This is a genomic window from Dactylosporangium sp. NPDC051484, assembly GCF_040689395.1.
Classification (GTDB): Bacteria; Actinomycetota; Actinomycetes; order Mycobacteriales; family Micromonosporaceae; genus Dactylosporangium.
Genome location: NZ_JBFAZX010000001.1, coordinates 455,051 through 482,022 on the forward strand (window position 1 = coordinate 455,051; position 26,972 = coordinate 482,022).

30 protein-coding genes, 1 tRNA gene and 2 pseudogenes are annotated in these 26,972 nt (G+C 67.8%); all 33 read left to right on the top strand.

What is annotated here, in order from left to right:
* The first annotated feature begins 5 nt into the window (after positions 1-5).
* The 33 genes and pseudogenes from AB0367_RS02240 (at position 6) to rpsH (ending at position 26,963) form a co-directional block, all read left to right on the top strand.
* Positions 6-78: transfer RNA gene (locus AB0367_RS02240), tRNA-Trp, on the top strand.
* A gap of 212 nt (positions 79-290) precedes the next feature.
* A complete protein-coding gene (gene secE, locus AB0367_RS02245) occupies positions 291-752 on the top strand; it encodes a preprotein translocase subunit SecE (protein ID WP_366224327.1) in 462 nt (153 codons plus the stop codon).
* Between the two features lie 227 nt (positions 753-979).
* Positions 980-1,570 (top strand): annotated as a pseudogene (nusG, locus tag AB0367_RS02250) (transcription termination/antitermination protein NusG); the annotation flags it as partial.
* A gap of 102 nt (positions 1,571-1,672) precedes the next feature.
* Entirely contained in the window at positions 1,673-2,104 is a 432-nt protein-coding gene (rplK, locus tag AB0367_RS02255; protein ID WP_366224328.1) for a 50S ribosomal protein L11, read from the top strand.
* 68 nt (positions 2,105-2,172) lie between these two features.
* Positions 2,173-2,901 carry a 50S ribosomal protein L1 gene (gene rplA, locus AB0367_RS02260; protein WP_366224329.1) on the top strand — a complete coding sequence of 243 codons (729 nt, stop codon included), beginning with the start codon at positions 2,173-2,175 and terminating at the stop codon, positions 2,899-2,901.
* Positions 2,902-3,133: 232 nt separating this feature from the next.
* Positions 3,134-3,691: an ATP-binding cassette domain-containing protein gene (locus AB0367_RS02265; protein ID WP_366224330.1), complete on the top strand. Its 558-nt coding sequence runs from the start codon at positions 3,134-3,136 to the stop codon at positions 3,689-3,691.
* Entirely contained in the window at positions 3,688-4,377 is a 690-nt protein-coding gene (locus AB0367_RS02270) for a hypothetical protein (protein ID WP_366224331.1), read from the top strand. The genes AB0367_RS02265 and AB0367_RS02270 overlap by 4 nt, the downstream gene beginning before the upstream one ends.
* Positions 4,378-4,614: 237 nt before the next feature.
* Entirely contained in the window at positions 4,615-5,163 is a 549-nt protein-coding gene (gene rplJ, locus AB0367_RS02275; RefSeq protein ID WP_366224332.1) for a 50S ribosomal protein L10, read from the top strand.
* A 45-nt stretch (positions 5,164-5,208) separates the two neighbouring features.
* On the top strand, positions 5,209-5,589 hold the full coding sequence (rplL, locus tag AB0367_RS02280; RefSeq protein ID WP_366224333.1) for a 50S ribosomal protein L7/L12: 381 nt from the start codon (positions 5,209-5,211) through the stop codon (positions 5,587-5,589).
* A 529-nt stretch (positions 5,590-6,118) separates the two neighbouring features.
* Entirely contained in the window at positions 6,119-9,544 is a 3,426-nt protein-coding gene (locus AB0367_RS02285) for a DNA-directed RNA polymerase subunit beta (RefSeq protein WP_366224334.1), read from the top strand.
* A gap of 83 nt (positions 9,545-9,627) precedes the next feature.
* The gene (locus AB0367_RS02290; protein ID WP_366224335.1) at positions 9,628-13,515 is read left to right on the top strand and encodes a DNA-directed RNA polymerase subunit beta'; all 3,888 of its coding nucleotides are present in this window, start codon (positions 9,628-9,630) and stop codon (positions 13,513-13,515) included.
* Between the two features lie 78 nt (positions 13,516-13,593).
* Complete coding sequence (locus AB0367_RS02295) at positions 13,594-13,929, top strand: hypothetical protein (protein WP_366224336.1); 336 nt, start codon at positions 13,594-13,596, stop codon at positions 13,927-13,929.
* The gene (locus AB0367_RS02300) at positions 13,929-14,441 is read left to right on the top strand and encodes a hypothetical protein (RefSeq protein WP_366224337.1); all 513 of its coding nucleotides are present in this window, start codon (positions 13,929-13,931) and stop codon (positions 14,439-14,441) included. The genes AB0367_RS02295 and AB0367_RS02300 overlap by 1 nt, the downstream gene beginning before the upstream one ends.
* Before the next feature lie 356 nt (positions 14,442-14,797).
* Positions 14,798-15,172, top strand: a complete 375-nt coding sequence (gene rpsL / locus AB0367_RS02305) for a 30S ribosomal protein S12 (protein ID WP_366224338.1) — start codon at positions 14,798-14,800, stop codon at positions 15,170-15,172.
* Between the two features lies 1 nt (position 15,173).
* The gene (gene rpsG, locus AB0367_RS02310; RefSeq protein WP_366224339.1) at positions 15,174-15,644 is read left to right on the top strand and encodes a 30S ribosomal protein S7; all 471 of its coding nucleotides are present in this window, start codon (positions 15,174-15,176) and stop codon (positions 15,642-15,644) included.
* 55 nt (positions 15,645-15,699) lie between these two features.
* Positions 15,700-17,799, top strand: coding sequence for an elongation factor G (gene fusA, locus AB0367_RS02315; RefSeq protein WP_366224340.1), 2,100 nt, complete (start codon positions 15,700-15,702; stop codon positions 17,797-17,799).
* 131 nt (positions 17,800-17,930) lie between these two features.
* Positions 17,931-19,124 (top strand): elongation factor Tu, encoded by a 1,194-nt coding sequence (gene tuf / locus AB0367_RS02320; RefSeq protein WP_366224341.1) that lies wholly within the window; start codon positions 17,931-17,933, stop codon positions 19,122-19,124.
* A 329-nt stretch (positions 19,125-19,453) separates the two neighbouring features.
* Complete coding sequence (gene rpsJ / locus AB0367_RS02325) at positions 19,454-19,762, top strand: 30S ribosomal protein S10 (RefSeq protein ID WP_018347762.1); 309 nt, start codon at positions 19,454-19,456, stop codon at positions 19,760-19,762.
* Positions 19,763-19,774: 12 nt separating this feature from the next.
* On the top strand, positions 19,775-20,446 hold the full coding sequence (gene rplC, locus AB0367_RS02330; RefSeq protein ID WP_366224342.1) for a 50S ribosomal protein L3: 672 nt from the start codon (positions 19,775-19,777) through the stop codon (positions 20,444-20,446).
* Positions 20,443-21,114, top strand: coding sequence for a 50S ribosomal protein L4 (gene rplD, locus AB0367_RS02335; RefSeq protein WP_366224343.1), 672 nt, complete (start codon positions 20,443-20,445; stop codon positions 21,112-21,114). The genes rplC and rplD overlap by 4 nt, the downstream gene beginning before the upstream one ends.
* A 3-nt stretch (positions 21,115-21,117) precedes the next feature.
* Entirely contained in the window at positions 21,118-21,420 is a 303-nt protein-coding gene (rplW, locus tag AB0367_RS02340; protein ID WP_033357665.1) for a 50S ribosomal protein L23, read from the top strand.
* Positions 21,421-21,432: 12 nt separating this feature from the next.
* Positions 21,433-22,272, top strand: coding sequence for a 50S ribosomal protein L2 (gene rplB / locus AB0367_RS02345; protein WP_366224344.1), 840 nt, complete (start codon positions 21,433-21,435; stop codon positions 22,270-22,272).
* A 12-nt stretch (positions 22,273-22,284) separates the two neighbouring features.
* Positions 22,285-22,566: a 30S ribosomal protein S19 gene (gene rpsS, locus AB0367_RS02350; RefSeq protein WP_190249384.1), complete on the top strand. Its 282-nt coding sequence runs from the start codon at positions 22,285-22,287 to the stop codon at positions 22,564-22,566.
* Positions 22,567-22,597: 31 nt separating this feature from the next.
* Positions 22,598-22,963 (top strand): annotated as a pseudogene (gene rplV / locus AB0367_RS02355) (50S ribosomal protein L22); the annotation flags it as partial.
* 188 nt (positions 22,964-23,151) lie between these two features.
* Positions 23,152-24,003, top strand: a complete 852-nt coding sequence (gene rpsC / locus AB0367_RS02360) for a 30S ribosomal protein S3 (RefSeq protein ID WP_366224345.1) — start codon at positions 23,152-23,154, stop codon at positions 24,001-24,003.
* Positions 24,004-24,006: 3 nt separating this feature from the next.
* The gene (gene rplP, locus AB0367_RS02365; RefSeq protein WP_350543396.1) at positions 24,007-24,432 is read left to right on the top strand and encodes a 50S ribosomal protein L16; all 426 of its coding nucleotides are present in this window, start codon (positions 24,007-24,009) and stop codon (positions 24,430-24,432) included.
* A complete protein-coding gene (rpmC, locus tag AB0367_RS02370; protein WP_366224346.1) occupies positions 24,432-24,671 on the top strand; it encodes a 50S ribosomal protein L29 in 240 nt (79 codons plus the stop codon). Before rplP ends, rpmC begins: the two co-directional genes overlap by 1 nt.
* Positions 24,672-24,673: 2 nt before the next feature.
* On the top strand, positions 24,674-24,958 hold the full coding sequence (gene rpsQ / locus AB0367_RS02375) for a 30S ribosomal protein S17 (RefSeq protein ID WP_366224347.1): 285 nt from the start codon (positions 24,674-24,676) through the stop codon (positions 24,956-24,958).
* An 86-nt stretch (positions 24,959-25,044) separates the two neighbouring features.
* Positions 25,045-25,413: a 50S ribosomal protein L14 gene (rplN, locus tag AB0367_RS02380; protein ID WP_350543401.1), complete on the top strand. Its 369-nt coding sequence runs from the start codon at positions 25,045-25,047 to the stop codon at positions 25,411-25,413.
* 2 nt (positions 25,414-25,415) lie between these two features.
* Positions 25,416-25,730, top strand: coding sequence for a 50S ribosomal protein L24 (gene rplX, locus AB0367_RS02385; protein ID WP_366224348.1), 315 nt, complete (start codon positions 25,416-25,418; stop codon positions 25,728-25,730).
* The gene (rplE, locus tag AB0367_RS02390; RefSeq protein WP_366224349.1) at positions 25,730-26,293 is read left to right on the top strand and encodes a 50S ribosomal protein L5; all 564 of its coding nucleotides are present in this window, start codon (positions 25,730-25,732) and stop codon (positions 26,291-26,293) included. The genes rplX and rplE overlap by 1 nt, the downstream gene beginning before the upstream one ends.
* 13 nt (positions 26,294-26,306) lie before the next feature.
* The gene (locus AB0367_RS02395) at positions 26,307-26,492 is read left to right on the top strand and encodes a type Z 30S ribosomal protein S14 (RefSeq protein ID WP_190249376.1); all 186 of its coding nucleotides are present in this window, start codon (positions 26,307-26,309) and stop codon (positions 26,490-26,492) included.
* A 63-nt stretch (positions 26,493-26,555) separates the two neighbouring features.
* A complete protein-coding gene (rpsH, locus tag AB0367_RS02400; protein ID WP_366224350.1) occupies positions 26,556-26,963 on the top strand; it encodes a 30S ribosomal protein S8 in 408 nt (135 codons plus the stop codon).
* Positions 26,964-26,972: the final 9 nt, after the last annotated feature.

Genomic DNA, 26,972 nt, shown 5'->3' on the forward strand with positions numbered 1-26,972 from the left:
CACAAAGGGGTGTGGCGCAATTGGTAGCGCAGCGGTCTCCAAAACCGCAGGTTGCAGGTTCGAGTCCTGTCGCCCCTGCGCCGAAGGCCTGACCTGGGTCTAGTGGTCCCGACCGATAAGGTCGGGACGGCGACCGCAGCGGTCACGGTTGGTCCGATCGCGTGCCACCGGCTCCCGCCGGTGGCCCGATGACCGGGCACGAGCCGGTGGTCGACGGGTCGCGAAGGCCCGGGGTCTTGCTGCCGGCCGACACGGACCGAGCACTCGCGAGATCACGGAAGAGGGCGAAAGTGGCCGAACGCAGGCGACGCGGGAACAACCCCGCCGACGATCGCCGTGAAGAGGAGCTCAGCGCCGAGGACGCCGCCATCGAGGAAGAGTTCGCGGACGAGCTGGACAGCCTCGCCACCGCGGACGAGGACGCCCTCGACGACGCTGGCGAGACCGCGAGCCGTGCGAAGGACACCAAGGTCAAGGACGCCAAGTCCAAGGACCTGAAGACCAAGGACGACAAGAAGACCAAGGTCAAAGAGGGCGGCTCGAACAACATCTTCGTGCGGCTCGTCAACTTCATCCGCGAGGTCGTCGCCGAGCTGCGTAAAGTTATCTGGCCGACCCGCAAGGAGCTGAGCACCTACACGGTCGTCGTGGTGGTGTTCGTGATCGTCATGCTGGCGATCGTCGGTGGCCTCGACTTCGGCTTCGCGAAGCTCGTCCTCTGGACCTTCGGTAACGGCAACGTCGACCAGTAAGGGCCGGCCGATGCCCGCCGGTGAGGCGGGCGGCGACGCCGACCAGTGAGGCGACGGTGGGCTGGTAGGGCGACCGCCGGTCCGAACGGGGTGCCGGCGAAGACAGACAGACGGAAGTGAGCAGCGTGCAGGAATTCGACGAGACGCCCGGTACCGACGACGAGGAGCAAGAGGAAGCGTCGACGGTGATGACGGCCGCCACCCCGACGGTGGCGTCCGACGCCGAGGACCCCGTCGCCGAGCTGCGTGCCGCACTGCGCTTCGCGCCCGGTGACTGGTTCGTGGTGCACTCGTATGCCGGCTACGAGAACAAGGTCAAGACCAATCTCGAGACCCGGATCACGAGCCTCGACATGGAAGAGTTCATCTACCAGGTCGAGGTCCCGACTCGTGACGAGGTCGAGATCAAGAACGGCAAGCGCACCCAGGTGCAGAACAAGGTCTTCCCCGGCTACATCCTGGTCCGGATGGAGCTCACCCCGGAGTCGTATTCCTGCGTGCGCAACACGCCGGGCGTCACCGGGTTCGTCGGGGCGACCGACCGTGCCGACCGCCCGGCGCCGCTCTCCCTTGACGAGGTGCTCAAGTGGCTGGCGCCCGCCGTGCAGCAGGAGGGCAAGAAGCCCGGCAAGCTCGAGGTCAAGGTCCTTGACTTCGAGGTCGGCGACTCGGTCACCGTCACCGACGGCGCCTTCGCCTCGCTGCAGGCGACCATCAGCGAGATCAACGCTGACCAGCAGAAGCTCAAGGTGCTGGTCTCGATCTTCGGTCGCGAGACCCCGGTTGAGCTCAACTTCAACCAGGTCACGAAGATCTAATTCCACTGCGGTACGCTAGAGCGTCCGGCACGAGGTGCCGGGCGCTCATGCGTGCGTGGAAACAGCACGAACCGATTCCAGCCCAGGAAGACGAAAGCAGCCATGCCTCCGAAGAAGAAGCTCGTCAAGACCTTCACGCTTCAGTTGCCGGGCGGCCAGGCCACGCCGGCTCCGCCGGTCGGTCCCGCCCTCGGTCAGCACGGTGTGAACATCATGGAGTTCGTCAAGGCGTACAACGCCCAGACGGAGTCCATGCGCGGTGACATCATCCCGGCGCAGATCAGCGTCTACGAGGACCGCACCTTCACGTTCATCCTCAAGACCCCGCCCGCCGCCCGTCTGCTGCTCAAGGCCGCCGGCGTGCCCAAGGGCTCCGGTGTCCCGCAGCGGGACAAGGTCGGCTCGATCACCAAGGCCCAGCTGCGTGAGGTCGCCGAGAAGAAGATGTCTGACCTCAACGCGAACGACGTCGAGCAGGCCGAGAAGATCATCGCCGGCACCGCCCGCTCCATGGGCATCGTCGTCAAGGACTGAAACACCGCCATCGAGTGGGAGGACGCCCGGACGGCGTCCGCACTGAGACCACAGGAGAACCGAGCGACATGTCGCAGCACGGCAAGAACTACCGCAAGGTCGTCGACCTCGTCGACCGCAACGCGCTGTACAGCCCCAAGGCAGCCGTCCGCCTCGCGAAGCAGACGTCGACCGTGAAGTTCGACCCCACCGTCGAGGTGGCCATGCGCCTGGGCGTCGACCCGCGCAAGGCCGACCAGATGGTCCGGGGCACGGTCAACCTGCCGCACGGCACCGGCAAGACGGCCCGCGTCATCGTCTTCGCGCAGGGCGCGAAGGCCGCCGAGGCCGAGGCCGCCGGCGCGGACGCGGTCGGCACCGACGAACTCGTCGCCCGGATCCAGGAAGGCTGGCTGGACTTCGACGCGGCGATCGCCACGCCCGACCAGATGGCCAAGATCGGCCGGATCGCGCGGATCCTGGGCCCGCGCGGCCTGATGCCGAACCCGAAGACGGGCACGGTGACCATGGACGTCACCAAGGCGGTCAACGAGATCAAGGGTGGCAAGATCACCTACCGCGTCGACAAGCACTCGAACCTGCACCTGATCATCGGCAAGGCGAGCTTCTCCGAAGAGCAGCTGGTCGAGAACTACGCCGCGGTGCTCGACGAGATCAACCGGGCCAAGCCCTCGGCGGCCAAGGGCAAGTACCTCAAGAAGGTCTTCATCACCACCACCATGGGCCCGGGCATCCCGGTCGACCCGAACAAGACGCGCAACCTCCTTGAGGACGACAGCGTCAGCGCCGCGGAGTAACACCGAACTCCCAGCAAAGCGGGACCACCCGGGACAGCGTGTCTGTGGCACGCTGTCCCGGTGCGTTTGACGGACGTGTGGTTCCGCTACAGCCATCGTGCACCCTGGACGCTTCGCGGCATCGACCTGACCCTCGAACCGGGCGAGACGGCCGTCGTGGCCGGGCCGAACGGAGCCGGCAAGTCCACGCTGCTGCAGCTCGCGGCCGGCGTCCTGCGCCCCCGGGCGGGGCATGATCAGCGACCGGCCCGCCGTGGTCGGCTGGGTCCCCGAGCGCTTTCCCTCGGATCAGCCCTTCACCGCTCGTACCCACCTGAAACACATGGCGGCCATCCGCGGCCGCGACGGCACCGCAGACATCGAGCGGTGGGCGCGCCGGCTGCACTTCGAAAACTTCCTCGACGTCCGGCTCAACCGGCTGTCGAAGGGCTCGGCCCAGAAGGTGGGGCTCGTCCAGGCCCTGCTCGAGCCGCCGGGCCTGCTGGTCCTCGACGAGCCGTGGGAGGGCCTCGACGCGCAGACCCGCGAGCAGGTGCCGGCCATCGTCGCCGAGGTCGTCGGGCGCGGCGGATCGGTGCTGGTCAGCGACCACCTCGGCGAGGTCGCCCGGCTGCCCAGCGCGCGCCGCTGGCACGTCCGCGACGGTGAGGTGCAGGTGGGGGACCGGCCGGCCGGCAAGAAGGTGATCGAGCTCGCGGTCGACGCGGCCGATGTCCCGGACGCGGTCAGCCGGCTGCGCTCTGAGGGCTTCGAGATCCTGACGGTACGCGACGAGGTGCCCCTGCCATGATCGCGTTGATCCGCATGCGGCTGGCGGGTTTCGTCCACACCGGCCGGGCCGCGGCCCCGCTGCTGGCCGCGCTGGTCGTGCTCTCGGTCCTCTACGGCGGCGGCCAGGCGCAGGCCGGCGAGGCCTACGGGGTCTCCGCCGCGATCCTCTTCGTGGTGCTCGCCTGGCAGACCAAGGTCCTGCTCGACGTCGAGCCGGACGTGCAGCGGCGCCTCGGCCTGGTCGCGGTCGGCGGCGCCGGGCGGGAGATCGCCGCCGGCCTGGTCTCCGCGGTGCTCGCCGGCCTGCCCGTGGTGCTCGTCGCGCTGGTCCTGCCGTGGGTGGTCGGCGGCGTGACCAGCCCGCGGGCGGGCGATCCGCCGCTGTCGACCGGCATCGCGCTGGGCGTGTGGGCCCACCTGCTGCTCCTGCTGCCGGCAGTGGCACTCGGGGCGCTGTCCAGCCGGGCGGTGACCACCCAGGCGGCCCGCGGCCTGACCGTGCTGGTCTCCGGCGCGCTCTGTGCGATCGTGTTCGGCCTCAAGAGCTTCCCGGTGCCATGGCTGGCCCCGCCGGTGATGACCACGGCTCGCGTCACCGTCGGCGCCGTCCACCTGCCGGCGCTCGCCGGGGCGACCGCCTGGGGACTGGCCTGGACCGCGGCGGCCGTCGCGGCCTACGCCGCGCTGCGTCGCACCCGGGCGTGATTTGTTGGCCACATGCCGGCCGTGCATAATGAATCGGAAACCCGAAGACCGCTGGTCATGTCCGCGTGAGCGGACATCGAAGGTCCCGCCGCAATGCGGGCGACCCGCGCAGGGCCGGACAGTAGTGTGAACGTCGGCGCCGTAGTGCGCCGCCTCTCCCGCTCCGTGCGCCCCTGCGCCGGAGCGTTTTTCATTGCCGGGGCGACCAGCACCCCGAAGCAACGAGAAGGGAGGGACATGGCGGACAAGCCGGTTCGAGACGACAAGGCCACCGCTGTCGCGGAGCTCACCGAGCAGTTCCGTGGCTCGACGGCCACCGTGCTGACCGAGTACCGCGGCCTCACCGTGGCGCAGCTCAAGACCCTGCGCCGCAGCCTGGGCCGTGAGACCACGTACGCCGTCGCGAAGAACACGCTCGCGAAGCGTGCCGCGACGGACGCGGGCATCAACGGGCTCGACGATTTGTTCACCGGTCCTACCGCGCTCGCCTTCGTCGGCGGCGACCCGGTCGAGGCGGCCAAGGGCCTGCGCGATTTCGCGAAGGCGCACCCGCTGCTGATCATCAAGGGCGGCGTGTTCGAGGGCAAGGCCATCAACGCGGACGAGGTCCGCCGCCTGGCCGACCTGGAGTCCCGCGAGGTGCTGCTGGCGAAGCTGGCCGGCGCCATGAAGGGCAACCTGAGCAAGGCCGCGGCGCTGTTCCAGGCCCCGCTGTCGAAGGCGGCCCGGACCGTCCAGGCTCTGGCAGACAAGCGCGAGCAGGAAGCAGGCGGCGCGGCCGAGTAGTTACGGCCCGCCTCCCCAACCAAACTTTCGAGAGGAAACGCCACCATGGCGAAGCTGAGCAACGACGAACTCCTCGACGCGTTCAAGGAGATGACGCTGATCGAGCTCTCCGAGTTCGTGAAGCAGTTCGAAGACGTCTTCCAGGTCACCGCCGCCGCCCCGGTCGCGGTCGCCGCGGCCGGCGCCGCCGCGCCGGTCGAGGAGAAGGAAGAGCAGAGCGAGTTCGACGTCATCCTCGAGGGTGACGGCGGCAAGAAGATCCAGGTCATCAAGGTCGTGCGCGAGCTGACCGGCCTGGGCCTCAAGGAGGCCAAGGACCTGGTCGAGGCCGCTCCGAAGGCCGTCCTGGAGAAGGCCAACAAGGAGAGCGCCGACAAGGCCAAGGCGAAGCTCGAGGCCGAGGGCGCCAAGGTCACCCTCAAGTAAGTTCGCGTCCCGCGACGTGGGCGGCCGCCGGGTGTCCGGCGGTCGCCTTTTCGTTTGCAACCTGTAAGGACCCAAGATCTAGGGGGGCCGACCACAACACTTAGTGGTCGGGGTGGGAGATATCTGTCACGGTGCCTCGACGCGCGTGGGAACCCTTGACGCGATGACCGGCGGCCAGGCACGCTAATCAGGCACTGCCTTCCGCGGACGCGGCGGCCGAGCGGACGACCGATGTGCCCCGACCCCTTCTTGGGTCCGGTTCTGAGCGCATCAACCGGAGAGCCGCAGGCCACGACCGACGCGATCGGCTCGGCCGGTGGAGAAACGATCTTCGTGAAAAGGTCGTTGGAAACATCGTGCACGAGTCCGCTGGACAGCGGTTAGCCCTTCGGCTACACTGCTAGTTTGCGCTGTCTTCTGACTTCACCTCTGGCGTGAGAGGTCCCATCGTGGGCTCCTCCACATCGGAGGTCGTCAGGCTGCACGCGAAACGGCCTGTCTGCAACACCGGTCCTCGGAAGGACGCATCTTGGCAGCTTCCCGCCCTGCGAAGACCAGTTCGAGCGCTTACGCTCCCCGCCGGGTCTCCTTCGGCAGGATCACCGAACACCTTGAGGTTCCCAACCTCCTTGCCATCCAAACCGACTCGTTCGACTGGCTGGTTGGCAACGAGAATTGGCAGAGCCGCACGGCCGGTGATCAGCACGCCCGTTCAGGGCTCGCGGAGATCCTCGATGAGATCAGTCCTATTGAGGACTTCTCCGGCACGATGTCACTGTCGTTCTCCGCGCCGCGCTTCGACGAGGTCAAGGCCCCGATCGAGGAGTGCAAGGAGAAGGACCTCACCTACTGCGCCCCGCTGTTCGTGACCGCGGAGTTCACCAACCACACCACCGGCGAGATCAAGAGCCAGACGGTGTTCATGGGTGACTTCCCGATGATGACGCCCAAGGGCACGTTCATCATCAACGGCACCGAGCGCGTCGTGGTGAGCCAGCTCGTCCGCTCCCCGGGCGTGTATTTCGACAAGCAGCCGGACAAGACCTCCGACCGCGACCTCACCAGCGTCAAGGTCATCCCGAGCCGGGGTGCCTGGCTGGAGTTCGACATCGACAAGCGCGACACCGTCGGTGTGCGCATCGACCGCAAGCGCCGGCAGGCCGTCTCCGTCCTGCTCAAGGCCATCGGCTGGTCCGCCGAGCGCATCCGTGAGAAGTTCGGCTGGTCCGAGCTCATGATGACCACGCTCGAGAAGGACCACATCGCCGGCCAGGACGAGGCGCTGCTGGACATCTACCGCAAGCTGCGGCCGGGTGAGCCGCCGACGCGGGAGAACGCGCAGAACCTGCTGGACAACCTGTTCTTCAACCCGAAGCGGTATGACGTCGCCAAGGTCGGTCGATACAAGTTCAACAAGAAGCTCGAGTTGGGCGTGCCGATCAACCAGGGCGTGCTGACCGAGGACGACGTCGTCGCCACGGTTGAGTACCTCTGCCGCCTGCACACGGGTGAGGAGGGCTACGAGGCCGACGACATCGACCACTTCGGCAACCGGCGCCTGCGCACGGTCGGCGAGCTCATCCAGAACCAGGTCCGCGTCGGCCTGTCCCGGATGGAGCGTGTCGTGCGCGAGCGCATGACCACGCAGGACGTCGAGGCGATCACGCCGCAGACCCTGATCAACATCCGCCCGGTCGTGGCGGCGATCAAGGAGTTCTTCGGCACGTCGCAGCTGTCGCAGTTCATGGACCAGACCAACCCGCTGGCGGGGCTGACCCACCGGCGCCGGCTGAGCGCGCTCGGCCCCGGTGGTCTGTCGCGTGAGCGGGCCGGCTTCGAGGTCCGCGACGTGCACCCATCGCACTACGGCCGCATGTGCCCGATCGAGACCCCTGAGGGCCCCAACATCGGTCTCATCGGCGCGCTGTCGACGTTCGCGCGGGTCAACCCGTTCGGCTTCGTGGAGACCCCCTACCGCAAGGTCGTCGACGGCCGGGTGACCGACCAGATCGACTACCTGACCGCGGACGAGGAGGACCGGTTCGTCAAGGCGCAGGCCAACGCTCCGCTGAAGAGCGACGGCAACTTCGCCGAGGACCGGATCCTGGTCCGCCGGAAGGGCGGTGAGGTCGACAACGTCCCCGCCGACCAGGTCGACTACATGGACGTGTCGCCGCGGCAGATGACCTCGGTCGCCACCGCGATGATCCCGTTCCTCGAGCACGACGACGCCAACCGGGCACTGATGGGCGCCAACATGCAGCGCCAGGCCGTGCCGCTGGTCAAGGCCGAGTCGCCGCTCGTCGGCACCGGCATGGAGTATCGTGCCGCGGTCGACGCCGGTGACGTGGTCGTGGCCGAGGTCGGCGGTGTCGTCGAGGACATGTGCGCCGACTACATCACCATCCACCAGGACGACGGCCACCGCCGGACCTACCTGCTGCACAAGTTCCGCCGCTCCAACTCCGGCTCCTGCGTCAACCAGAAGCCGGTGATCTTCGAGGGCGACCGGGTCGAGGCGGGGCAGGTCATCGCCGACGGTCCGTGCACCGACGAGGGTGAGATGGCGCTCGGGCGCAACCTGCTCGTGGCGTTCATGCCCTGGGAGGGGCACAACTACGAAGACGCGATCATCCTGTCCCAGAAGCTGGTGCAGAACGACGTCCTCACCTCGATCCACATCGAGGAGCACGAGGTCGACGCCCGCGACACCAAGCTGGGGCCGGAGGAGATCACCCGCGACATCCCGAACGTCAGCGAGGAGATGCTCGCCGACCTCGACGAGCGGGGGATCATCCGGATCGGCGCCGAAGTCGTCACCGGCGACATCCTGGTCGGCAAGGTCACGCCCAAGGGTGAGACCGAGCTGACCCCCGAGGAGCGGCTGCTGCGCGCGATCTTCGGCGAGAAGGCTCGCGAGGTGCGCGACACCAGCCTCAAGGTGCCGCACGGCGAGACCGGCACGGTCATCGGCGTGCGGACGTTCAGCCGCGAGGACGGCGACGAGCTGTCCCCGGGCGTGAACGAGCTGGTGCGCGTCTACGTGGCCCAGAAGCGGAAGATCCAGGACGGCGACAAGCTCGCCGGCCGTCACGGCAACAAGGGTGTCATCTCCAAGATCCTTCCGGTCGAGGACATGCCGTTCCTCGAGGACGGCACGCCCGTCGACATCGTGCTCAACCCGCTCGGTGTGCCCAGCCGTATGAACATCGGCCAGGTGCTGGAGACCCACCTCGGGTGGGTCGCCAAGACGGGCTGGAAGATCGACGGCGATGACGTCGAGTGGAAGAGGGCGCTGAAGGCCATCAACGCGGGGGAGTCCGAGCCGGACACCAACGTGGCGACCCCGGTCTTCGACGGCGCCAAGGAGGAGGAGATCGCCGGCCTGCTGAGCAGCACGCTGCCCAACCGGGACGGTAACCAGCTGATCGGGGCGAGCGGCAAGGCGCGGCTGTTCGACGGCCGCTCCGGCGAGCCGCTGCCGGACCCGATCGCGGTTGGCTACATCTACATCCTGAAGCTCAACCACCTGGTCGACGACAAGATCCACGCTCGCTCCACCGGCCCCTACTCCATGATCACGCAGCAGCCGCTGGGTGGTAAGGCGCAGTTCGGTGGCCAGCGCTTCGGTGAGATGGAGTGCTGGGCGATGCAGGCCTACGGCGCGGCCTACGCGCTGCAGGAGCTGCTGACGATCAAGTCCGACGACGTCCTCGGACGCGTCAAGGTCTACGAGGCGATCGTCAAGGGCGAGAACATCCCGGAGCCGGGCATCCCGGAGTCCTTCAAGGTGCTCCTCAAGGAGCTGCAGTCGCTGTGCCTGAATGTCGAGGTGCTCTCCAGCGACGGCGTGGCCCTTGAGATGCGCGAGACGGACGACGAGGTGTTCCGCGCGGCCGAGGAGTTGGGCATCGACCTCTCGCGGCGTGAGCCGAGCAGCGTCGAGGAAGTCTGATTCGCTGGCGGCGTCCCTGCGGGGGCGCCGCCGCAGCGACCTAGCAATTACCCGAGCAACTGAATCGTGAGGACATAGACGAAGTGCTCGACGTCAACTACTTCGACGAGCTCCGCATCGGCCTGGCCACGGCCGACGACATCCGGCAGTGGTCGCACGGCGAGGTCAAGAAGCCCGAGACGATCAACTACCGCACCCTGAAGCCGGAAAAGGACGGCCTCTTCTGCGAGAAGATCTTCGGCCCGACCCGCGACTGGGAATGCTACTGCGGTAAGTACAAGCGTGTCCGCTTCAAGGGCATCATCTGCGAGCGCTGCGGCGTCGAGGTGACCCGGGCGAAGGTCCGCCGCGAGCGTATGGGCCACATCGAGCTCGCCGCGCCGGTCACGCACATCTGGTACTTCAAGGGCGTGCCCAGCCGGCTCGGATATCTGCTCGACCTGGCCCCGAAGGACCTCGAGAAGATCATCTACTTCGCGTCGTACGTGATCACAAGCGTCGACAAGGAGGCCCGCCACCGCGACCTCGCCACCCTCGAGAACGAGGTGTCGGCGGAGAAGCGGCAGGCGGAGAACGCCCGCGACTCCGAGATCGAGAAGCGCGCCGCCAAGCTGGAGCAGGACCTGGCCGAGCTCGAGGCCGAGGGCGCCAAGGCTGACGTGCGCCGCAAGGTCAAAGAGGCCGGCGAGCGCGAGATGCGCCAGATCCGCGACCGCGCGCAGCGGGAGATCGACCGCCTCGACGAGGTCATGGACACGTTCCGCAAGCTGGAGCGCAAGAACCTCATCACCGACGAACTGCTCTACCGCGAGCTGCGCGACCGGTTCGGTGAGTACTTCTCCGGCGCCATGGGTGCCGAGGCGATCAAGGCCCTGCTGGAGAACCTCGACCTGGACGACGAGGCCGAGCTGCTGCGCGAGACGATCCGCAGCGGCAAGGGCCAGCGCAAGATCCGGGCGCTGAAGCGGCTCAAGGTCGTCGCGGCGTTCCTGAACACCGGCAACTCGCCGCTGGGCATGGTGCTGGACTGCGTCCCGGTCATCCCGCCGGACCTGCGCCCGATGGTGCAGCTCGACGGTGGCCGGTTCGCCACCAGCGACCTCAACGACCTGTACCGGCGGGTGATCAACCGGAACAACCGGCTCAAGCGCCTGATTGACCTGGGTGCCCCGGAGATCATCGTCAACAACGAGAAGCGGATGCTGCAGGAGGCCGTCGACGCGCTGTTCGACAATGGCCGCCGCGGCCGTCCGGTCACCGGCCCGGGCAACCGGCCGCTGAAGTCGCTGTCCGACATGCTCAAGGGCAAGCAGGGCCGGTTCCGTCAGAACCTGCTCGGCAAGCGCGTCGACTACTCCGGCCGTTCGGTCATCGTCGTCGGCCCGCAGCTCAAGCTGCACCAGTGCGGCCTGCCCAAGCAGATGGCCCTTGAGCTGTTCAAGCCGTTCGTGATGAAGCGCCTGGTGGACCTCAACCACGCGCAGAACATCAAGTCGGCCAAGCGCATGGTGGAACGGCAGCGGCCGGTCGTGTGGGATGTGCTGGAGGAGGTCATCGCGGAGCACCCGGTGCTGCTCAACCGCGCGCCGACCCTGCACCGCCTGGGCATCCAGGCCTTCGAGCCGCAGCTGGTCGAGGGCAAGGCCATCCAGATCCACCCGCTGGTCTGCACCGCCTTCAACGCCGACTTCGACGGCGACCAGATGGCCGTGCACGTGCCGCTGTCCTCGGAGGCGCAGGCCGAGGCCCGCATCCTCATGCTGTCCAGCAACAACATCCTCAAGCCGGCCGACGGCAAGCCGGTCACCATGCCGACCCAGGACATGGTCATCGGCCTGTACCACCTCACGCACATCCAGAAGAACCTGATCGGCGAGGGGCGGACCTTCAGCTCCGACGCCGAGGCGCGGATGGCGTTCGACAACGGCGAGCTGCACCTGCAGGCGCCGGTGCGGATCCGCCTGAAGGGCGTCGTCGGGGTCGACAACGGCGCGGGTGCCGCGCCGTGGGAGGCGCCGGAGGACTGGCAGCCGGGCGAGACGGTGACCGTCGAGACGACGCTCGGACGCGTGCTGTTCAACGAGACGCTGCCCGTGGGGTACCGCTTCGTGAACTACGAGATCCGCAAGGGCCAGCTCTCGGCGATCGTCAACGACCTCGCCGAGCGCTTCCCGAAGGTCTCCCTCGCGGCGACCCTGGACGCGCTCAAGCTGGCCGGCTTCCACTGGGCCACCTGGTCCGGCGTCACCATCGGTATGGAGGACGTCATCCAGCCGCCTCGTAAGCGCGAGATCCTCGAGCGCTACGAGAAGGAGGCCGAGCGGATCGACAAGCAGTACCAGCGTGGTCTCATGACCGCCGAGGAGCGCCGCGGCGAGCTCATCGAGATCTGGACCAAGGCGACCGGCGAGGTGGCCAAGGAGATGGAGAGCGCGCTGCCGCGCGAAAACCCGCTGTGGAAGATGATCAACTCGGGTGCCCGCGGTAACCTCCTCCAGCTCCGCCAGATCGCCGCGATCCGTGGCCTGGTGGCCAACCCGAAGGGCGAGATCATCCCGCGGCCGATCAAGGCCAGCTACCGGGAGGGTCTGTCCGTGCTGGAGTACTTCATCTCCACCCACGGTGCCCGCAAGGGTCTGGCCGACACCGCGCTGCGGACCGCCGACTCGGGTTACCTGACCCGTCGTCTGGTCGACGTGTCGCAGGACGTCATCATCCGCGAGGAGGACTGCGGCACCGACCGCGCCATCCCGATGGCGGTCGGTGAGCTGCTCGACGGCGTGCTGCGCATCCACCAGCACGCGGAGACGGGCGTGCACGCCCGCACCCTCGCCGACGACGTGCGGGACAAGGACGGCCGGGTCGTCGCCGAGCGCGGCACGGACATCAACTCGATCGTGGTCGACCTGCTGGTCGCCGCGGGCGCGGAGACCGTCCGGGTCCGCAGCGTGCTCACCTGCGAGTCGAAGCTGGGCGTCTGTGGCGCCTGCTACGGCCGGTCGCTGCCCACGGGCAAGACCGTCGACGTCGGCGAGGCGGTCGGCATCATCGCCGCCCAATCGATCGGTGAGCCGGGCACGCAGCTGACGATGCGTACCTTCCACACCGGTGGCGTCGCGGGTGAGGACATCACCCAGGGTCTGCCCCGTGTGCAGGAGATCTTCGAGGCCCGCGTGCCGAAGGGTAAGGCGCCCATCGCCGACACCCCCGGCCGCGTGCGCATCGAGGACGGCGAGCGGATGCGGAAGATCATCATCGTGCCGGACGACGGCAGCGAGGAGATCGTCCACGACAAGCTCAGCCGGCGCGTCAAGCTGCGGGTGCAGGACGGCGAGCATGTCGAGGTCGGCGAGAAGCTCACCGAGGGCACGATCGACCCGCACGAGCTGCTGCGCATCATGGGTCCCCGGGCGGTCCAGGTCCACCTGACCTCCGAGGTCCAGGAGGTGTACCGCTCGCAGGGTGTGCTCATCCACGACAAGCACATCGAGATCATCATCCGTCAGATGCTCAAGCGGGTGACGGTCATCGACTCCGGCTCGACCGAGTTCCTGCCGGGCGTGCTCGTGGACCGCGCGCTGTTCGAGGCGGAGAACCGCCGCGTCGTCGCCGAGGGCGGCGAGCCGGCGGCCGGTCGCCCGGTCCTGATGGGTATCACCAAGGCGTCGCTGGCGACGGAGTCGTGGCTGTCCGCGGCCTCGTTCCAGGAGACGACCCGGGTGCTGACCGACGCGGCGATCCACGCGCGCAGCGACTCGCTGATCGGTCTGAAGGAGAACGTCATCATCGGTAAGCTCATCCCGGCCGGTACGGGCATCAGCAAGTACCGCAGCATCCGGGTCGAGCCGACCGAGGAGGCGAAGGCCAAGGTCTACTCGATGACGGGCTACCCGGAGGCCGACTACGGCTTCGGGCCCGCGAGCGGCCAGGCCGTCCCGCTGGACGACTTCGACCTGGGCTCGTTCCGCTAGGCCTGAAGGCAAAGCACGAAGAGGGGGCGGAGACCACGTGTCTCCGCCCCCTCTTCGTGCACCGGATACAGTCGTGACGTGACGTCCTCGACCCGGCATCCGCTGGACCCTGATCCGGTCCGCGCGACGAAGGCCTCGGCCGTGTTCGGGCTGGGCCTGCTCTCCGTGGTCACCGGGCCGTTTCTCGGCGGGGTTATCCCGGCGACGCTAGCGCTCCTCATGGCGAGGGAGTCGCAGCGGGAACTGGTCGCCGCCGAAGGCTTCCTGCTCGGCTCCCGGCGGTTGCGCAGCGGCGTGCGGCTGGCCTGGACCGGCATCGTGCTCGCCATCGCCGGCCTCGTCGTGCTGGCGATCATCGGGCTGCTCCACTACGCGCGGCAGCGCGGCACCGACTTCGACCCGACGGTGAACTGATGTCCTACCCGGGCGCGCCGCAGTATCCGCAGCCGCAGTATCCGCAGCAGCCGCCGCACCCTCAGCCGCAGTACGCGCCGCCGGGCTATCCGGTCGCGCCCCCGCCGCCCTACGGTGCCCCCGCGCCTCCGCCGCCGGCGATCGCGCCGGCCATGCGGGTCGACCTCGTGCAGGGCACGCCGTTCGGGGTCGCCTACCCGGTGGTCCAGTCGGTCCCCAGCGGCCAGGCCATCGGCGCCCTGGTCGCCGGCATCGGGTCGATGCTGGTCGCGCTGTTCGCCATCTGCCTCGCGGGATTCTGGGGCCTGGTGGCGGGCGGCGCGTTCACCGTGCTGGGCGTCTTTCTCGGTGGCGGCGCGATCGGTTTGGGTCTGTATGGCGCCCGCCGGATCCGCCGCGCCGCCGGGGAGGCCATCACCGGCAAGGGGATGGCGGTCACCGGGATAGTGCTCGGCGCGGTCGGCGCCGGACTGGCCCTCCTCGCGCTGCTCGTGTCGTTCCTGGCGGCGTGAGCCGATGGCGAGCCGCCCCCGGCAGCCGAATTGGAGCCCCCCGGACACTTCGATCGGCGACCAGGTACTCTAGGTATGAAGAGTGTTCCGTCAGCAGGCGCCCCGGGCGATTTTGACCAGCGTCCTCACGGTGGGTACTCTTTCCCCTCGTGCCCGGCTTTGCCGGGCAACTCGTGCGTGCGCCCACATCGGCCCCGCTCCGCGGGAGTGAGGGTGGGTGCGGACCACAACCCCGGGCTGGGATCAAACGGGCCGGGTCGCGGACCGGGCGACACGCCCGACCGCGGGTGCCGGTCACGCCGGGCATACAGAGAAGAAGACGTGCGGCCGGAAGGCCGAAGGGAGAGGCAGGCCCAGTGCCTACGATCCAGCAGCTGGTCCGCAAGGGCCGCCAGGCGAAGCTGAGCAAGACCAAGACGCCGGCGCTCAAGGGAAGCCCGCAGCGGCGGGGCGTCTGCACGCGTGTGTACACCACCACGCCGAAGAAGCCCAACTCGGCGCTGCGCAAGGTGGCCCGTGTGCGGCTGAGCAACGGTATCGAGGTGACGGCCTACATCCCCGGTGTCGGTCACAACCTTCAGGAGCACTCGATGGTGCTGGTCCGTGGCGGCCGTGTGAAGGACCTTCCTGGCGTCCGCTACAAGATCATCCGCGGCTCGCTGGACACCCAGGGTGTCCGCAACCGCAAGCAGGCTCGCAGCCGTTACGGCGCGAAGAAGGAGAAGAGCTGACATGCCGCGTAAAGGCCCCGCGCCGCGCCGGCCGCTCGTGGCGGACCCGGTCTACAACTCCTTGCTCGTGACCCAGTTGATCAACAAGATCCTGGTCGAGGGCAAGCGCCAGCTCGCCGAGCGCATCGTCTACAGCGCTCTTGAGGGCGCCCGCGAGAAGACCGGCACCGACCCCGTGGTGACGCTCAAGCGCGCCATGGACAACGTCAAGCCGACCCTCGAGGTCCGCAGCCGCCGCGTCGGTGGCGCGACCTATCAGGTGCCGGTCGAGGTGCGCCCTCCGCGGGCGACGACGCTGGGCCTGCGCTGGCTCGTCACCTACTCCCGCGCCCGCCGCGAGAAGACCATTGTCGAGCGGCTCATGAACGAGCTGCTCGACGCCAGCAACGGTCTCGGTGCTTCGGTCAAGCGTCGTGAAGACACCCACAAGATGGCGGAGTCCAACAAGGCCTTCGCGCACTACCGCTGGTAAAGCGGACGCTTCCCCAGCGATCAGACTCCGACGAGAGACGAAGTAGGGATTTGTAGTGGCTGCCGCAGACGCCGCCCTCGCCAAGGTCCGCAACATCGGCATCATGGCGCACATCGACGCCGGTAAGACGACGACGACCGAGCGCATCCTCTTCTACACCGGCATCACGTACAAGATCGGCGAGGTCCACGAGGGCGCGGCGGTCATGGACTGGATGGAGCAGGAGCAGGAGCGCGGCATCACCATCACCTCCGCCGCCACCAAGTGCGAGTGGAAGGGCCACACGATCCAGATCATCGACACGCCCGGCCACGTCGACTTCACGGTCGAGGTCGAGCGGTCGCTGCGCGTCCTCGACGGCGCGGTGGCGGTCTACGACGGTGTCGCTGGTGTGGAGCCGCAGACCGAGAACGTCTGGCGGCAGGCGGACAAGTACAACGTCCCGCGCATGTGCTTTGTCAACAAGCTGGACCGCACGGGTGCAGACTTCTTCCGCTGCGTCCAGATGATGATCGACCGGCTCAACGCCACCCCGCTGGTGTTGCAGATCCCGATCGGGCTCGAGGGCGACCACGTCGGCGTCGTCGACCTGCTGGGCATGCGCGCGCTGACCTGGCGTGGCGAGACCCAGAAGGGTGACGACTACGCGGTCGAGGAGGTGCCCGCCGACCTGGTCGACCAGGCCAACGAGTGGCGGGAGAAGCTCCTCGAGACGCTGTCCGAGGCCGATGACGACATCATGGTCCGCTACCTCGACGGCGACGAGATCAGCGTCGAGGATCTCAAGGACGCGATCCGCCGGGCGACCATCGCCGGCAAGATCAACCCGGTCGTGTGCGGCTCGGCGTTCAAGAACAAGGGCGTCCAGCCCATGCTCGACGCCGTCGTCGACTTCCTGCCCTCCCCGCTGGACATCCCGGCGATCGAGGGCATCGCGACGGACGGCGAGACGCCGCTGCTGCGCAAGCCGTCGGTCGGCGAGCCGTTCTCCGGCCTGGCGTTCAAGATCCAGACCGACAAGCACCTCGGCAAACTCACCTACGTGCGCATCTACTCCGGTTCGCTCGAATCCGGCTCCCAGGTGGTCAACTCCACCAAGGACCGCAAGGAGCGGATCGGCAAGATCTACCAGATGCACGCGAACAAGCGTGAGGAGCGCAGCAGCGCCGCCGCCGGCGACATCATCGCCGTGCAGGGTCTCAAGCAGACGACCACCGGCGACACGCTGTGCGACCCGGCCAACCCGGTCATCCTTGAGTCGATGACCTTCCCGGAGCCGGTCATCGAGGTGGCGATCGAGCCCAAGACGAAGGCCGACCAGGAGAAGCTGGGCACCGCCATCCAGCGCTTGGCCGAGGAGGACCCGACCTTCCGCGTCAAGAACGACGAGGAGACCGGGCAGACGGTCATCGCCGGCATGGGCGAGCTACACCTCGACATCCTCGTCGACCGCATGCGGCGCGAGTTCAACGTCGAGGCCAACATCGGCAAGCCGCAGGTGGCCTACCGCGAGACGGTGCGGTCCGCCGCGGAGAAGGTGGAGTACACCCACAAGAAGCAGACGGGTGGCTCCGGTCAGTACGCACGGGTGATCATCAAGCTCGAGCCGCTTGAGCAGAGCGCCGATGGCCCGACCTACGAGTTCGTCAACGCGGTCACCGGTGGTCGCATCCCGAAGGAGTTCATCCCCTCGGTCGACGCCGGTGTCCAGGACGCCATGCAGTACGGCGTTCTTGCTGGCTTCCCGCTGGTCGGCGTCAAGGTGACGCTGCTGGACGGTCAGTACCACGAGGTCGACTCCTCGGAAATGGCCTTCAAGATCGCTGGTTCGATGGTGCTGAAGGACGCGGCCCGCAAGGCCAACCCGGCGCTCCTCGAGCCGTTGATGGCCGTCGAGGTGACCACCCCGGAGGAGAACATGGGTGACGTCATCGGCGACCTCAACTCCCGGCGTGGCACCATCCAGGCGATGGAGGAGCGCGGCGGTGCCCGCGTCGTCCGCGCAACGGTGCCGTTGTCGGAAATGTTCGGCTACGTCGGCGACCTGCGGTCGAAGACCCAGGGCCGGGCGAGCTACTCGATGCAGTTCGACTCTTACGCCGAGGTTCCCGCGAACGTGGCGAAGGAGATCATCGCGAAGGCGACCGGGGAGTAGTTCCCGGTAGTTGGCCGTGAGGCTGTGTCAGCGGGCCTGAAGGCTTCAGCCGCCAGACCCAAGTCGACAGGGTGCGTCGGCGCTTCCAGCGTCGGCGCACCGCGAACCAAGAAGTCCACAGGAGGACACCAGTGGCGAAGGCGAAGTTCGAGCGGACTAAGCCGCACGTCAACATCGGCACCATCGGTCACATCGACCACGGTAAGACGACGCTGACGGCGGCCATTACCAAGGTGCTGCACGACCGGTACCCGGACGTGAACCCGTACACGCCGTTCGACGAGATCGACAAGGCGCCGGAGGAGAAGGCCCGCGGCATCACGATCTCGATCGCGCACGTCGAGTACCAGACCGAGAACCGGCACTACGCCCACGTGGACTGCCCGGGTCACGCCGACTACATCAAGAACATGATCACCGGTGCCGCGCAGATGGATGGCGCGATCCTGGTGGTGGCGGCGACCGACGGCCCGATGCCGCAGACCCGTGAGCACGTGCTGCTGGCCCGCCAGGTCGGTGTGCCGTACATCGTCGTGGCGCTCAACAAGAGCGACATGGTCGATGACGAGGAGCTGCTTGAGCTCGTCGAGCTCGAGGTTCGCGAGCTGCTGTCGAGCCAGGAGTTCCCGGGCGACGACGCTCCGGTGGTGCGCGTCTCGGCGCTCAAGGCACTCGAGGGTGACGCGAAGTGGTCCGACGCGCTCATGGAGCTGATGACCGCGGTCGACACCGCGATCCCGCAGCCCGAGCGTGAGACCGAGAAGCCGTTCCTCATGCCCGTCGAGGACGTCTTCACCATCACCGGTCGTGGCACGGTCGTCACCGGCCGCGTCGAGCGTGGCATCCTCAAGCCGAACGAGGAGGTCGAGATCGTTGGCATCAAGGCCAAGTCGATGAAGACCACCTGCACGGCGATCGAGATGTTCCGCAAGATCCTCGACGAGGCGCGCGCCGGCGAGAACGTCGGTCTGCTCCTGCGTGGTATCAAGCGCGAGGACGTCGAGCGCGGCATGGTCGTGGTGAAGCCGGGCAGCAACACCCCGCACACCGAGTTCGAGGCGACCGTCTACATCCTCTCCAAGGAGGAGGGTGGTCGGCACACCCCGTTCTTCCAGAACTACCGTCCGCAGTTCTACTTCCGCACCACGGACGTCACCGGCGTCGTCACGCTGCCCGAGGGCACCGAGATGGTCATGCCGGGCGACAACACCAGCATGACCGTGCAGCTCATCCAGCCCATCGCGATGGAGGAGAACCTCCGCTTCGCGATTCGCGAGGGTGGCCGCACCGTCGGCGCCGGCCGCGTTACCAAGATCCTCAAGTAACGCACCACCTGAGGTACCCCGATTTCACTTTGCCGCAGCACATGCGGCATAATGGACGGGTTGCGTCGCGGGGCGGTCGAGACTGCTCAATGAGGAGTCTCGACCGCTTCTGCGCGGCGTCAGTCCTGTGACTGGCGCCCTTCCCCACGATTTGGGCGTGGCGCGCCCTGGGGTAGGTATCCACAGCGGGAAGTGTGCTGCGGCGGAGCCTGACCCTTGGCCGCGACACGCCCGACCGCGGGGGTCGGACACACACCATTAGGCGGCACCGGACCCCTCGGGGTTCGCAGGGCTGCGAGGCCCTGCACGAGAGAAGGAACTAAGCCACCATGGCGGGACAGAAGATCCGCATCCGGCTCAAGGCCTACGACCACGAGGTCGTCGACTCCTCGGCGCGGAAGATCGTCGAGACGGTCACGCGCACCGGGGCTCAGGTCGCTGGGCCGGTGCCGCTGCCCACTGAGATCAACCGCTACTGCGTGATCCGCTCGCCGCACAAGTACAAGGACTCGCGCGAGCACTTCGAGATGCGCACGCACAAGCGACTGATCGACATCATCGACCCCACCCCGAAGACGGTCGACTCGCTCATGCGGCTCGACCTGCCGGCCGGCGTCGACATCGAGATCAAGCTGTAGGGACTCGGACTTATGGACAGGCAAGTCAAGGGCATCCTGGGTGAGAAGCTCGGCATGACCCAGGTCTGGGACAACGGCAAGGTTGTCCCCGTGACCGTGGTGCAGGCCGGCCCGTGCGTCGTGACCCAGGTGCGCACGCCGGACAACGACGGATACTCGGCGATCCAGCTGGCGTGGGGCCAGATCGACCCGCGCAAGGTCAACAAGCCGCGCGCCGGCCACTTCGCCAAGGCGGACGTCGCGCCGCGCCGGCACATCGTCGAGCTGCGCACCAGCGACGCGGGCGAGTATTCGCTCGGCCAGGAGATCACGGCCGACGCCTTCGCCGTCGGCCAGCGCATCGACGTGACCGGCCGCAGCAAGGGCAAGGGCTACGCCGGTGTCATGAAGCGGCACGGCTTCCACGGCCTCCGGGCCAGCCACGGTGTCGAGCGCAAGCACCGCTCGCCCGGCTCGATCGGCGCCTGCGCGACCCCCGGTCGCGTCTTCAAGGGCGTCCGGATGGCCGGTCGCATGGGTGGCGTGCGCTTCACCGTGCAGAACCTCACGATCCAGAAGGTCGCGGCCGAGGACGGCCTGATCCTGGTCAAGGGCGCGATCCCGGGCCCGAAGGGCAGCCTCGTCCTGGTGCGTAGCGCGGCCAAGACCGAGGCGAAGGCGCAGAAGGGTGGGATCACCAAATGACCACCGTTGACGTTCGCACGGTCGATGGCGCGACCAACGGCACCGTCGAGCTCCCGGACGACATCTTCAACGCCCAGGCCAGCATCCCGCTGTTGCACCAGGTGGTCGTGGCCCAGCTCAACGCGGCCCGCCAGGGCACGCACAAGGCCAAGTCGCGCGGCGAGGTCGCCGGCGGCGGCAAGAAGCCCTACAAGCAGAAGGGCACCGGTCGTGCCCGCCAGGGCTCGATCCGCGCGCCGCAGTTCACCGGCGGTGGCGTCGTCCACGGCCCCGTGCCGCGGGACTACAGCCAGCGGGTGAACAAGAAGATGAAGGCGGCCGCCCTGCGTGGTGCGCTGTCGGACCGCGCCCGCGACGGTCGCATCCACGTCGTCGAGACGTTCATCGCGGGTGACACGCCGAAGACCAAGGAAGCGCTGAAGGTGCTGCGCGGCATCACCGAGGCGCGCCGGGTCCTGGTGGTCCTCGCGCGTGACGACGAGGCCAACTGGCTGAGCCTGCGCAACGAGCAGTCGGTGCACCTGCTGGTCGCCGACCAGCTCAACACCCACGACGTGCTCGTGTCCGACCAGGTGGTCTTCACCGCCGCGGCGCTGGGCGAGTTCCTCGGGGTGCCGGCCGAGCTCGGCGCGAGCGCCGCCGACGCCGACAGCAACGAGGAGGGCTGAGCCATGGCGACGATCGCCGATCCGCGTGACGTGATCATCCAGCCGGTGGTCTCGGAGAAGAGCTACAGCGAGCTCAACCGCAACTGGTACACGTTCCTGGTGCACCCGGACGCCAACAAGACCGAGATCAAGATCGCGATCCAGCAGATCTTCAACGTCCGCGTCCTGTCGGTCAACACCATCAACCGCGAAGGCAAGCGCAAGCGGACCCGCACGGGTTGGGGCAAGCGCAAGGACACGAAGCGGGCGATGGTGAAGCTCGCCGAGGGTGACCGGATCGAAGCCTTCGGCGGACCGGTCAGCTGAGGGGTATAGACGATGGCTATTCGTAAGTACAAGCCGACGACGCCTGGTCGTCGTGGTTCGAGCGTCGCGGACTTCGCGGAGATCACCCGGTCCACGCCGGAGAAGTCGCTGGTCGTCCCGCTGCCGAACAAGGGCGGCCGCAACGTCCACGGGCGGATCACCGCGCGTCACCAGGGCGGCGGTCACAAGCGCCAGTATCGGTTGATCGACTTCCGGCGTGCGGACAAGGACGGGATCCCCGCCAAGGTCGCGCACATCGAGTACGACCCCAACCGCACCGCGCGCATCGCCCTGCTGCACTACGCCGACGGCGAGAAGCGCTACATCATCGCGCCGAAGGACCTCAAGCAGGGCGACCGGGTCGAGGCGGGCGCCGGCGCGGACATCAAGCCGGGCAACAACCTGCCGCTGCGCAACATCCCGGTCGGCACCACCGTCCACGCGGTGGAGCTGCGCCCGGGCGGCGGTGCCAAGCTGGCCCGCTCGGCCGGCGTCGGTATCCAGCTGCTGGGCCGCGAGGAGCAGTACGCCACGCTGCGCATGCCCTCCGGTGAGATCCGGCGCGTCGAAGTGAACTGCCGTGCCACCGTTGGTGAGATCGGCAACGCCGACCAGTCGAACATCAACTGGGGCAAGGCCGGCCGCATGCGGTGGAAGGGCAAGCGCCCGACCGTCCGCGGTGTCGCGATGAACCCGATCGACCACCCGCACGGTGGTGGTGAGGGTAAGACCTCGGGTGGTCGCCACCCGGTCAACCCGAAGGGCAAGCCGGAGGGCCGCACGCGGCGCAAGGGCCAGCCGAGCGACCGCCTCATCGTCCGCCGGCGTTACGCCACCCGGAAGCGCGGCTAAGGAGCCTGAGCAATGCCTCGCAGCCTGAAGAAGGGCCCGTTCGTTGACGACCACCTGATCAAGAAGGTGGAAGTCCAGAACGCCAAGAACTCCAAGAACGTCATCAAGACCTGGTCGCGCCGGTCGACGATCGTGCCCGAGATGCTCGGCCACACGATCGCCGTCCACGACGGACGCAAGCACGTGCCCGTTTTCGTGACCGAGGCGATGGTCGGGCACAAGCTCGGCGAGTTCGCGCTGACCCGCACGTTCAAGGGTCACGAGAAGGACGACCGGAAGAGCCGCCGCCGCTAAGGCAGCCGATAGGAATCAAGAGGATTTCCCGATGCCAACGAAGAGCGAGGCGGCGCTGCCCGGTGCGCGGGCGATCGCGCGGCACGTGCGCGTGTCGCCGATGAAGGCGCGCCGTGTGGTGAACCTCGTCCGCGGGCTGCCCGCGCGCGAGGCGCTCACGGTGCTGCAGTTCGCGCCGCAGTCGGCGAGCGAGCCGGTGTACAAGGTGCTCGCGAGCGCCATCGCCAACGCAGAGAACAACGAGCGTCTCGACCCCGATTCGCTCCTGGTCGCCGAGGCCTACGTCGACGAGGGCCCGACGCTGAAGCGGTTCCGGCCGCGGGCGCAGGGCCGCGCGTACCGGATCCGCAAGCGGACCAGCCACATCACGATCGTGGTCGAGAGCGTCCCGGCCGCACAGGCTCGCGCGGCGAAGGCCGGCGTGGCGAAGGCGGCCAAGGCCGCCAAGGCCGTGACGCCGGAGCCGGACGAGGAGTCCTCGACGCCAGCGAAGAAGACCGCGGCGAAGAAGGCCCCGGCCAAGAAGGCTCCGGCGGCCAAGCAGGCGCCGGCCGCGCAGGCTGACGCCGAGGAAGGGACCGAGTAATGGGTCAGAAGGTTCACCCGCACGGGTTCCGGCTCGGCATCAGCACCGACTGGAAGTCCCGCTGGTACGCCGACAAGCTCTACAAGGACTACATCGCCGAGGACGTCAAGATCCGTCGGATGATGGCCAAGGGCCTGGAGCGCGCCGGCATCGCCAAGGTCGACATCGAGCGCACCCGCGACCGGGTCCGCGTGGACATCCACACGGCCCGGCCGGGCATCGTGATCGGCCGCAAGGGCGCCGAGGCGGACCGCATCCGCGCGGAGCTGGAGAAGCTCACCGGCAAGCAGGTGCAGCTCAACATCCTCGAGGTGAAGAGCCCCGAGTCGGACGCGCAGCTCGTCGCGCAGGGCGTGGCCGAGCAGCTGTCCAGCCGGGTCAGCTTCCGCCGGGCGATGCGCAAGGCCATGCAGTCGGCGATGAAGAACACGCTGGTGCGCGGCATCCGGGTGCAGGTCTCGGGCCGCCTCGGCGGCGCCGAGATGAGCCGGACCGAGTTCTACCGTGAGGGTCGCGTTCCGCTGCACTCGCTGCGCGCGAACATCGAGTACGGCTTCTTCGAGGCGCGTACCACCTTCGGCCGCATCGGTGTGAAGGTGTGGATCTACAAGGGCGACGCCGTTCCGGGTCGCGAGGCGCCGGCCGAGGCCGCTGCCCCGCGTGGCCGTCGTGAGCGCGCCGACCGGCCCGAGCGGCCGCGTCGCGGGCGTTCCGGCTCCTCCGGCACGACCGCCGGTGGCACCGAGGCCGGTCGGGCCGCGGCCGCCGCGCAGGCCGCCGAGGCCTCCGGCGACAGCGCACCCGCCGCCGAGGCGGCCGCCGCTCCGGCAGAGAAGCAGCAGGAGGGCTGACGAATGCTGATCCCTCGTAAGCCCCCGAAGGGCTTCCGCAAGCCGCACCACCCGGACCGGCACGGTCCGGCCAAGGGTGGCACGCGCGTGGTCTTCGGCGAGTTCGGTATCCAGGCCCTCGAGCCCGCGTACATCACGAACCGCCAGATCGAGGCGGCGCGTATTGCGATGACCCGGCACATCCGCCGTGGTGGCAAGGTCTGGATCACGATCTTCCCGGACCGCTCCATCACCAAGAAGCCGGCCGAGACCCGGATGGGTTCCGGCAAGGGCTCGCCGGAGTGGTGGGTGGCCAACGTTAAGCCGGGCCGGATCCTCTTCGAGATGTCGTTCCCGAACGAGCAGATCGCCCGGGAAGCTATGCGTCGTGCGATCCACAAGCTTCCGCTGAAGTGCCGGATCGTCACGCGCGAAGGGGCTGATGTGTGATGGCCGCCGGTATCAAGGCGACCGAGCTGCGTGAGCTGTCCGACGAGAGCCTGGTCGAGAAGCTGCGGGAAGCCAAGGCGGAGCTGTTCAACCTCCGCGTCCAGTCGGCCACCGGGCAGCTGGACAACCACGGGCGCCTGCAGATCGTCCGCAGGGACATCGCCCGGATCTACACGATCATGCGCGAGCGCGAGCTGGGTCTTTCGGCTGCGCCCGACGCTGTGGCTGAGGTGGCATGAGCATGAGCGAGCAGACGACCGAGTCGGGCACCGAGGTGCGCGGCCGCCGCAAGGTCCGCGAGGGCCTCGTGGTCAGCGACAAGATGAACAAGACCGTCGTCGTGGCGGTCGAGGACCAGGTCAAGCACCCGCTGTACGGCAAGGTCATGCGCCGCACCAACAAGCTGAAGGCGCACGACGAGCAGAACGCGTGTGGCATCGGCGACCGGGTGCTGCTTATGGAGACCCGTCCCCTGTCGGCGACCAAGCGCTGGCGGGTCGTGGAGATCCTCGAAAAGGCCAAGTAAGGCCGTCGTTCCGCCAAGCTCGGCGCCGGGTCGCCGACGATCCGTGCGATCCGGCGCCGAGAACTGGCAGACATTAGGAGACAAGCGTGATTCAGCAGGAGTCGCGGCTGCGCGTCGCCGACAACACGGGTGCCCGGGAGATCTTGTGCATCCGTGTGCTCGGTGGCTCCGGCCGCCGCTATGCAGGCATCGGTGACATCATCGTGGCCACGGTGAAGGACGCCATCCCGGGCGCCGGCGTGAAGAAGGGCGACGTGGTCAAGGCCGTCGTCGTCCGGACCAACAAGGAGCGGCGCCGGCCGGACGGGTCGTACATCCGCTTCGACGAGAACGCCGCCGTGATCATCAAGGACGGCGGTGACCCTCGCGGTACCCGCATCTTCGGCCCGGTCGGGCGTGAGCTCCGGGACAAGCGTTTCATGAAGATCATCTCGCTCGCGCCGGAGGTGTTGTAGCCATGAAGGTGAAGAAGGGCGACACCGTCCTCGTCATCGCCGGCAAGGACAAGGGGCAGCGCGGCAAGGTGCTGACCGCCCTCCCGCGCGAGGACAAGGTCATCGTCGAGGGCGTCAACCGGGTCAAGAAGCACACCCGCATTCGCACCACCCAGCGGGGCTCGAAGACCGGCGGCATCGTGACGCAGGAAGCCCCGATCCACATCTCCAACGTGATGGTGATCGACTCGGACGGCCAGGCCACTCGGGTCGGTTCCCGCGAGGACGAGAACGGCGTGAAGGCCCGCGTGTCCCGCCGCAGCGGTAAGGAACTGTGATGACGACCGTCCAGAAGGTGAACCCGCGCCTCAAGCAGCGCTACCGTGATGAGATCGCCGGTGCGATGCAGGAGCGGTTCAAGTACGCCAACGTCATGCAGATCCCGGGTGTGGTGAAGGTCGTCGTCAACATGGGCGTCGGCGAGGCGGCCCGTGACTCGAAGCTCATCGACGGCGCGGTCCGCGACCTGGCCACGATCACCGGTCAGAAGCCGCAGGTCCGCCGGGCGACCAAGTCGATCGCACAGTTCAAGCTGCGCGAGGGCATGCCGATCGGTGCCAAGGTCACGCTGCGCAACGACCGCATGTGGGAGTTCCTGGACCGGTTGCTGTCCATCGCGCTGCCGCGTATCCGCGACTTCCGCGGCCTCGACGGGCGCAAGCTCGACGGCAACGGCAACTACACGTTCGGTCTCACCGAGCAGTCGGTGTTCCACGAGATCGACCAGGACCGCATCGACCGGCCGCGAGGGATGGACATCACCGTGGTCACCACCGCCCGCACGGACGAGGAAGGTCGTGCGCTGCTCAAGCTGCTCGGCTTCCCCTTCCGTGAGAACTAGGGAGAACTGACCAATGGCGAAGAAGGCTCTCGTCCTCAAGGCCGCCGCGAAGCCCAAGTTCGCGGTCCGCGCGTACACCCGCTGCCAGCGCTGCGGCCGGCCCAAGGCCGTCTACCGCAAGTTCGGTCTGTGCCGTGTGTGCATCCGCGAGATGGCGCACCGTGGCGAACTGCCCGGCGTTTCCAAGGCTTCCTGGTAATCCTCCTTCGCCGTAGGCCCACCGGATCGGTGCGGAACCGCGGCGAGAAAGGCTGACAAACCCATGACCATGACCGACCCGATCGCAGACATGCTGACCCGTCTGCGCAACGCCAACCAGGCGTACCACGACCGGGTGTCGATGCCATATTCGAAGATCAAGGCGAACATCGCCGAGGTGCTCAAGTCCGAGGGCTACGTGTCCACGTGGCAGGTTCAGGAGCCGGAGGACGGCAAGGTCGGCAAGACCCTCATCGTCGACCTCAAGTACGGCCAGAACCGCGAGCGCAGCCTCGCCGGCATCCGCCGCGTGTCGAAGCCCGGCCTCCGCGTTTACGCGAAGTCGGTGGACATGCCGCGCGTGCTTGGTGGTCTCGGTGTGGCCATCATCTCGACGTCCCAGGGTCTGCTGACCGACAAGCAGGCCCGCAAGCGAGGGGTGGGCGGGGAAGTCCTCGCCTACGTCTGGTAAGGGAAGGCA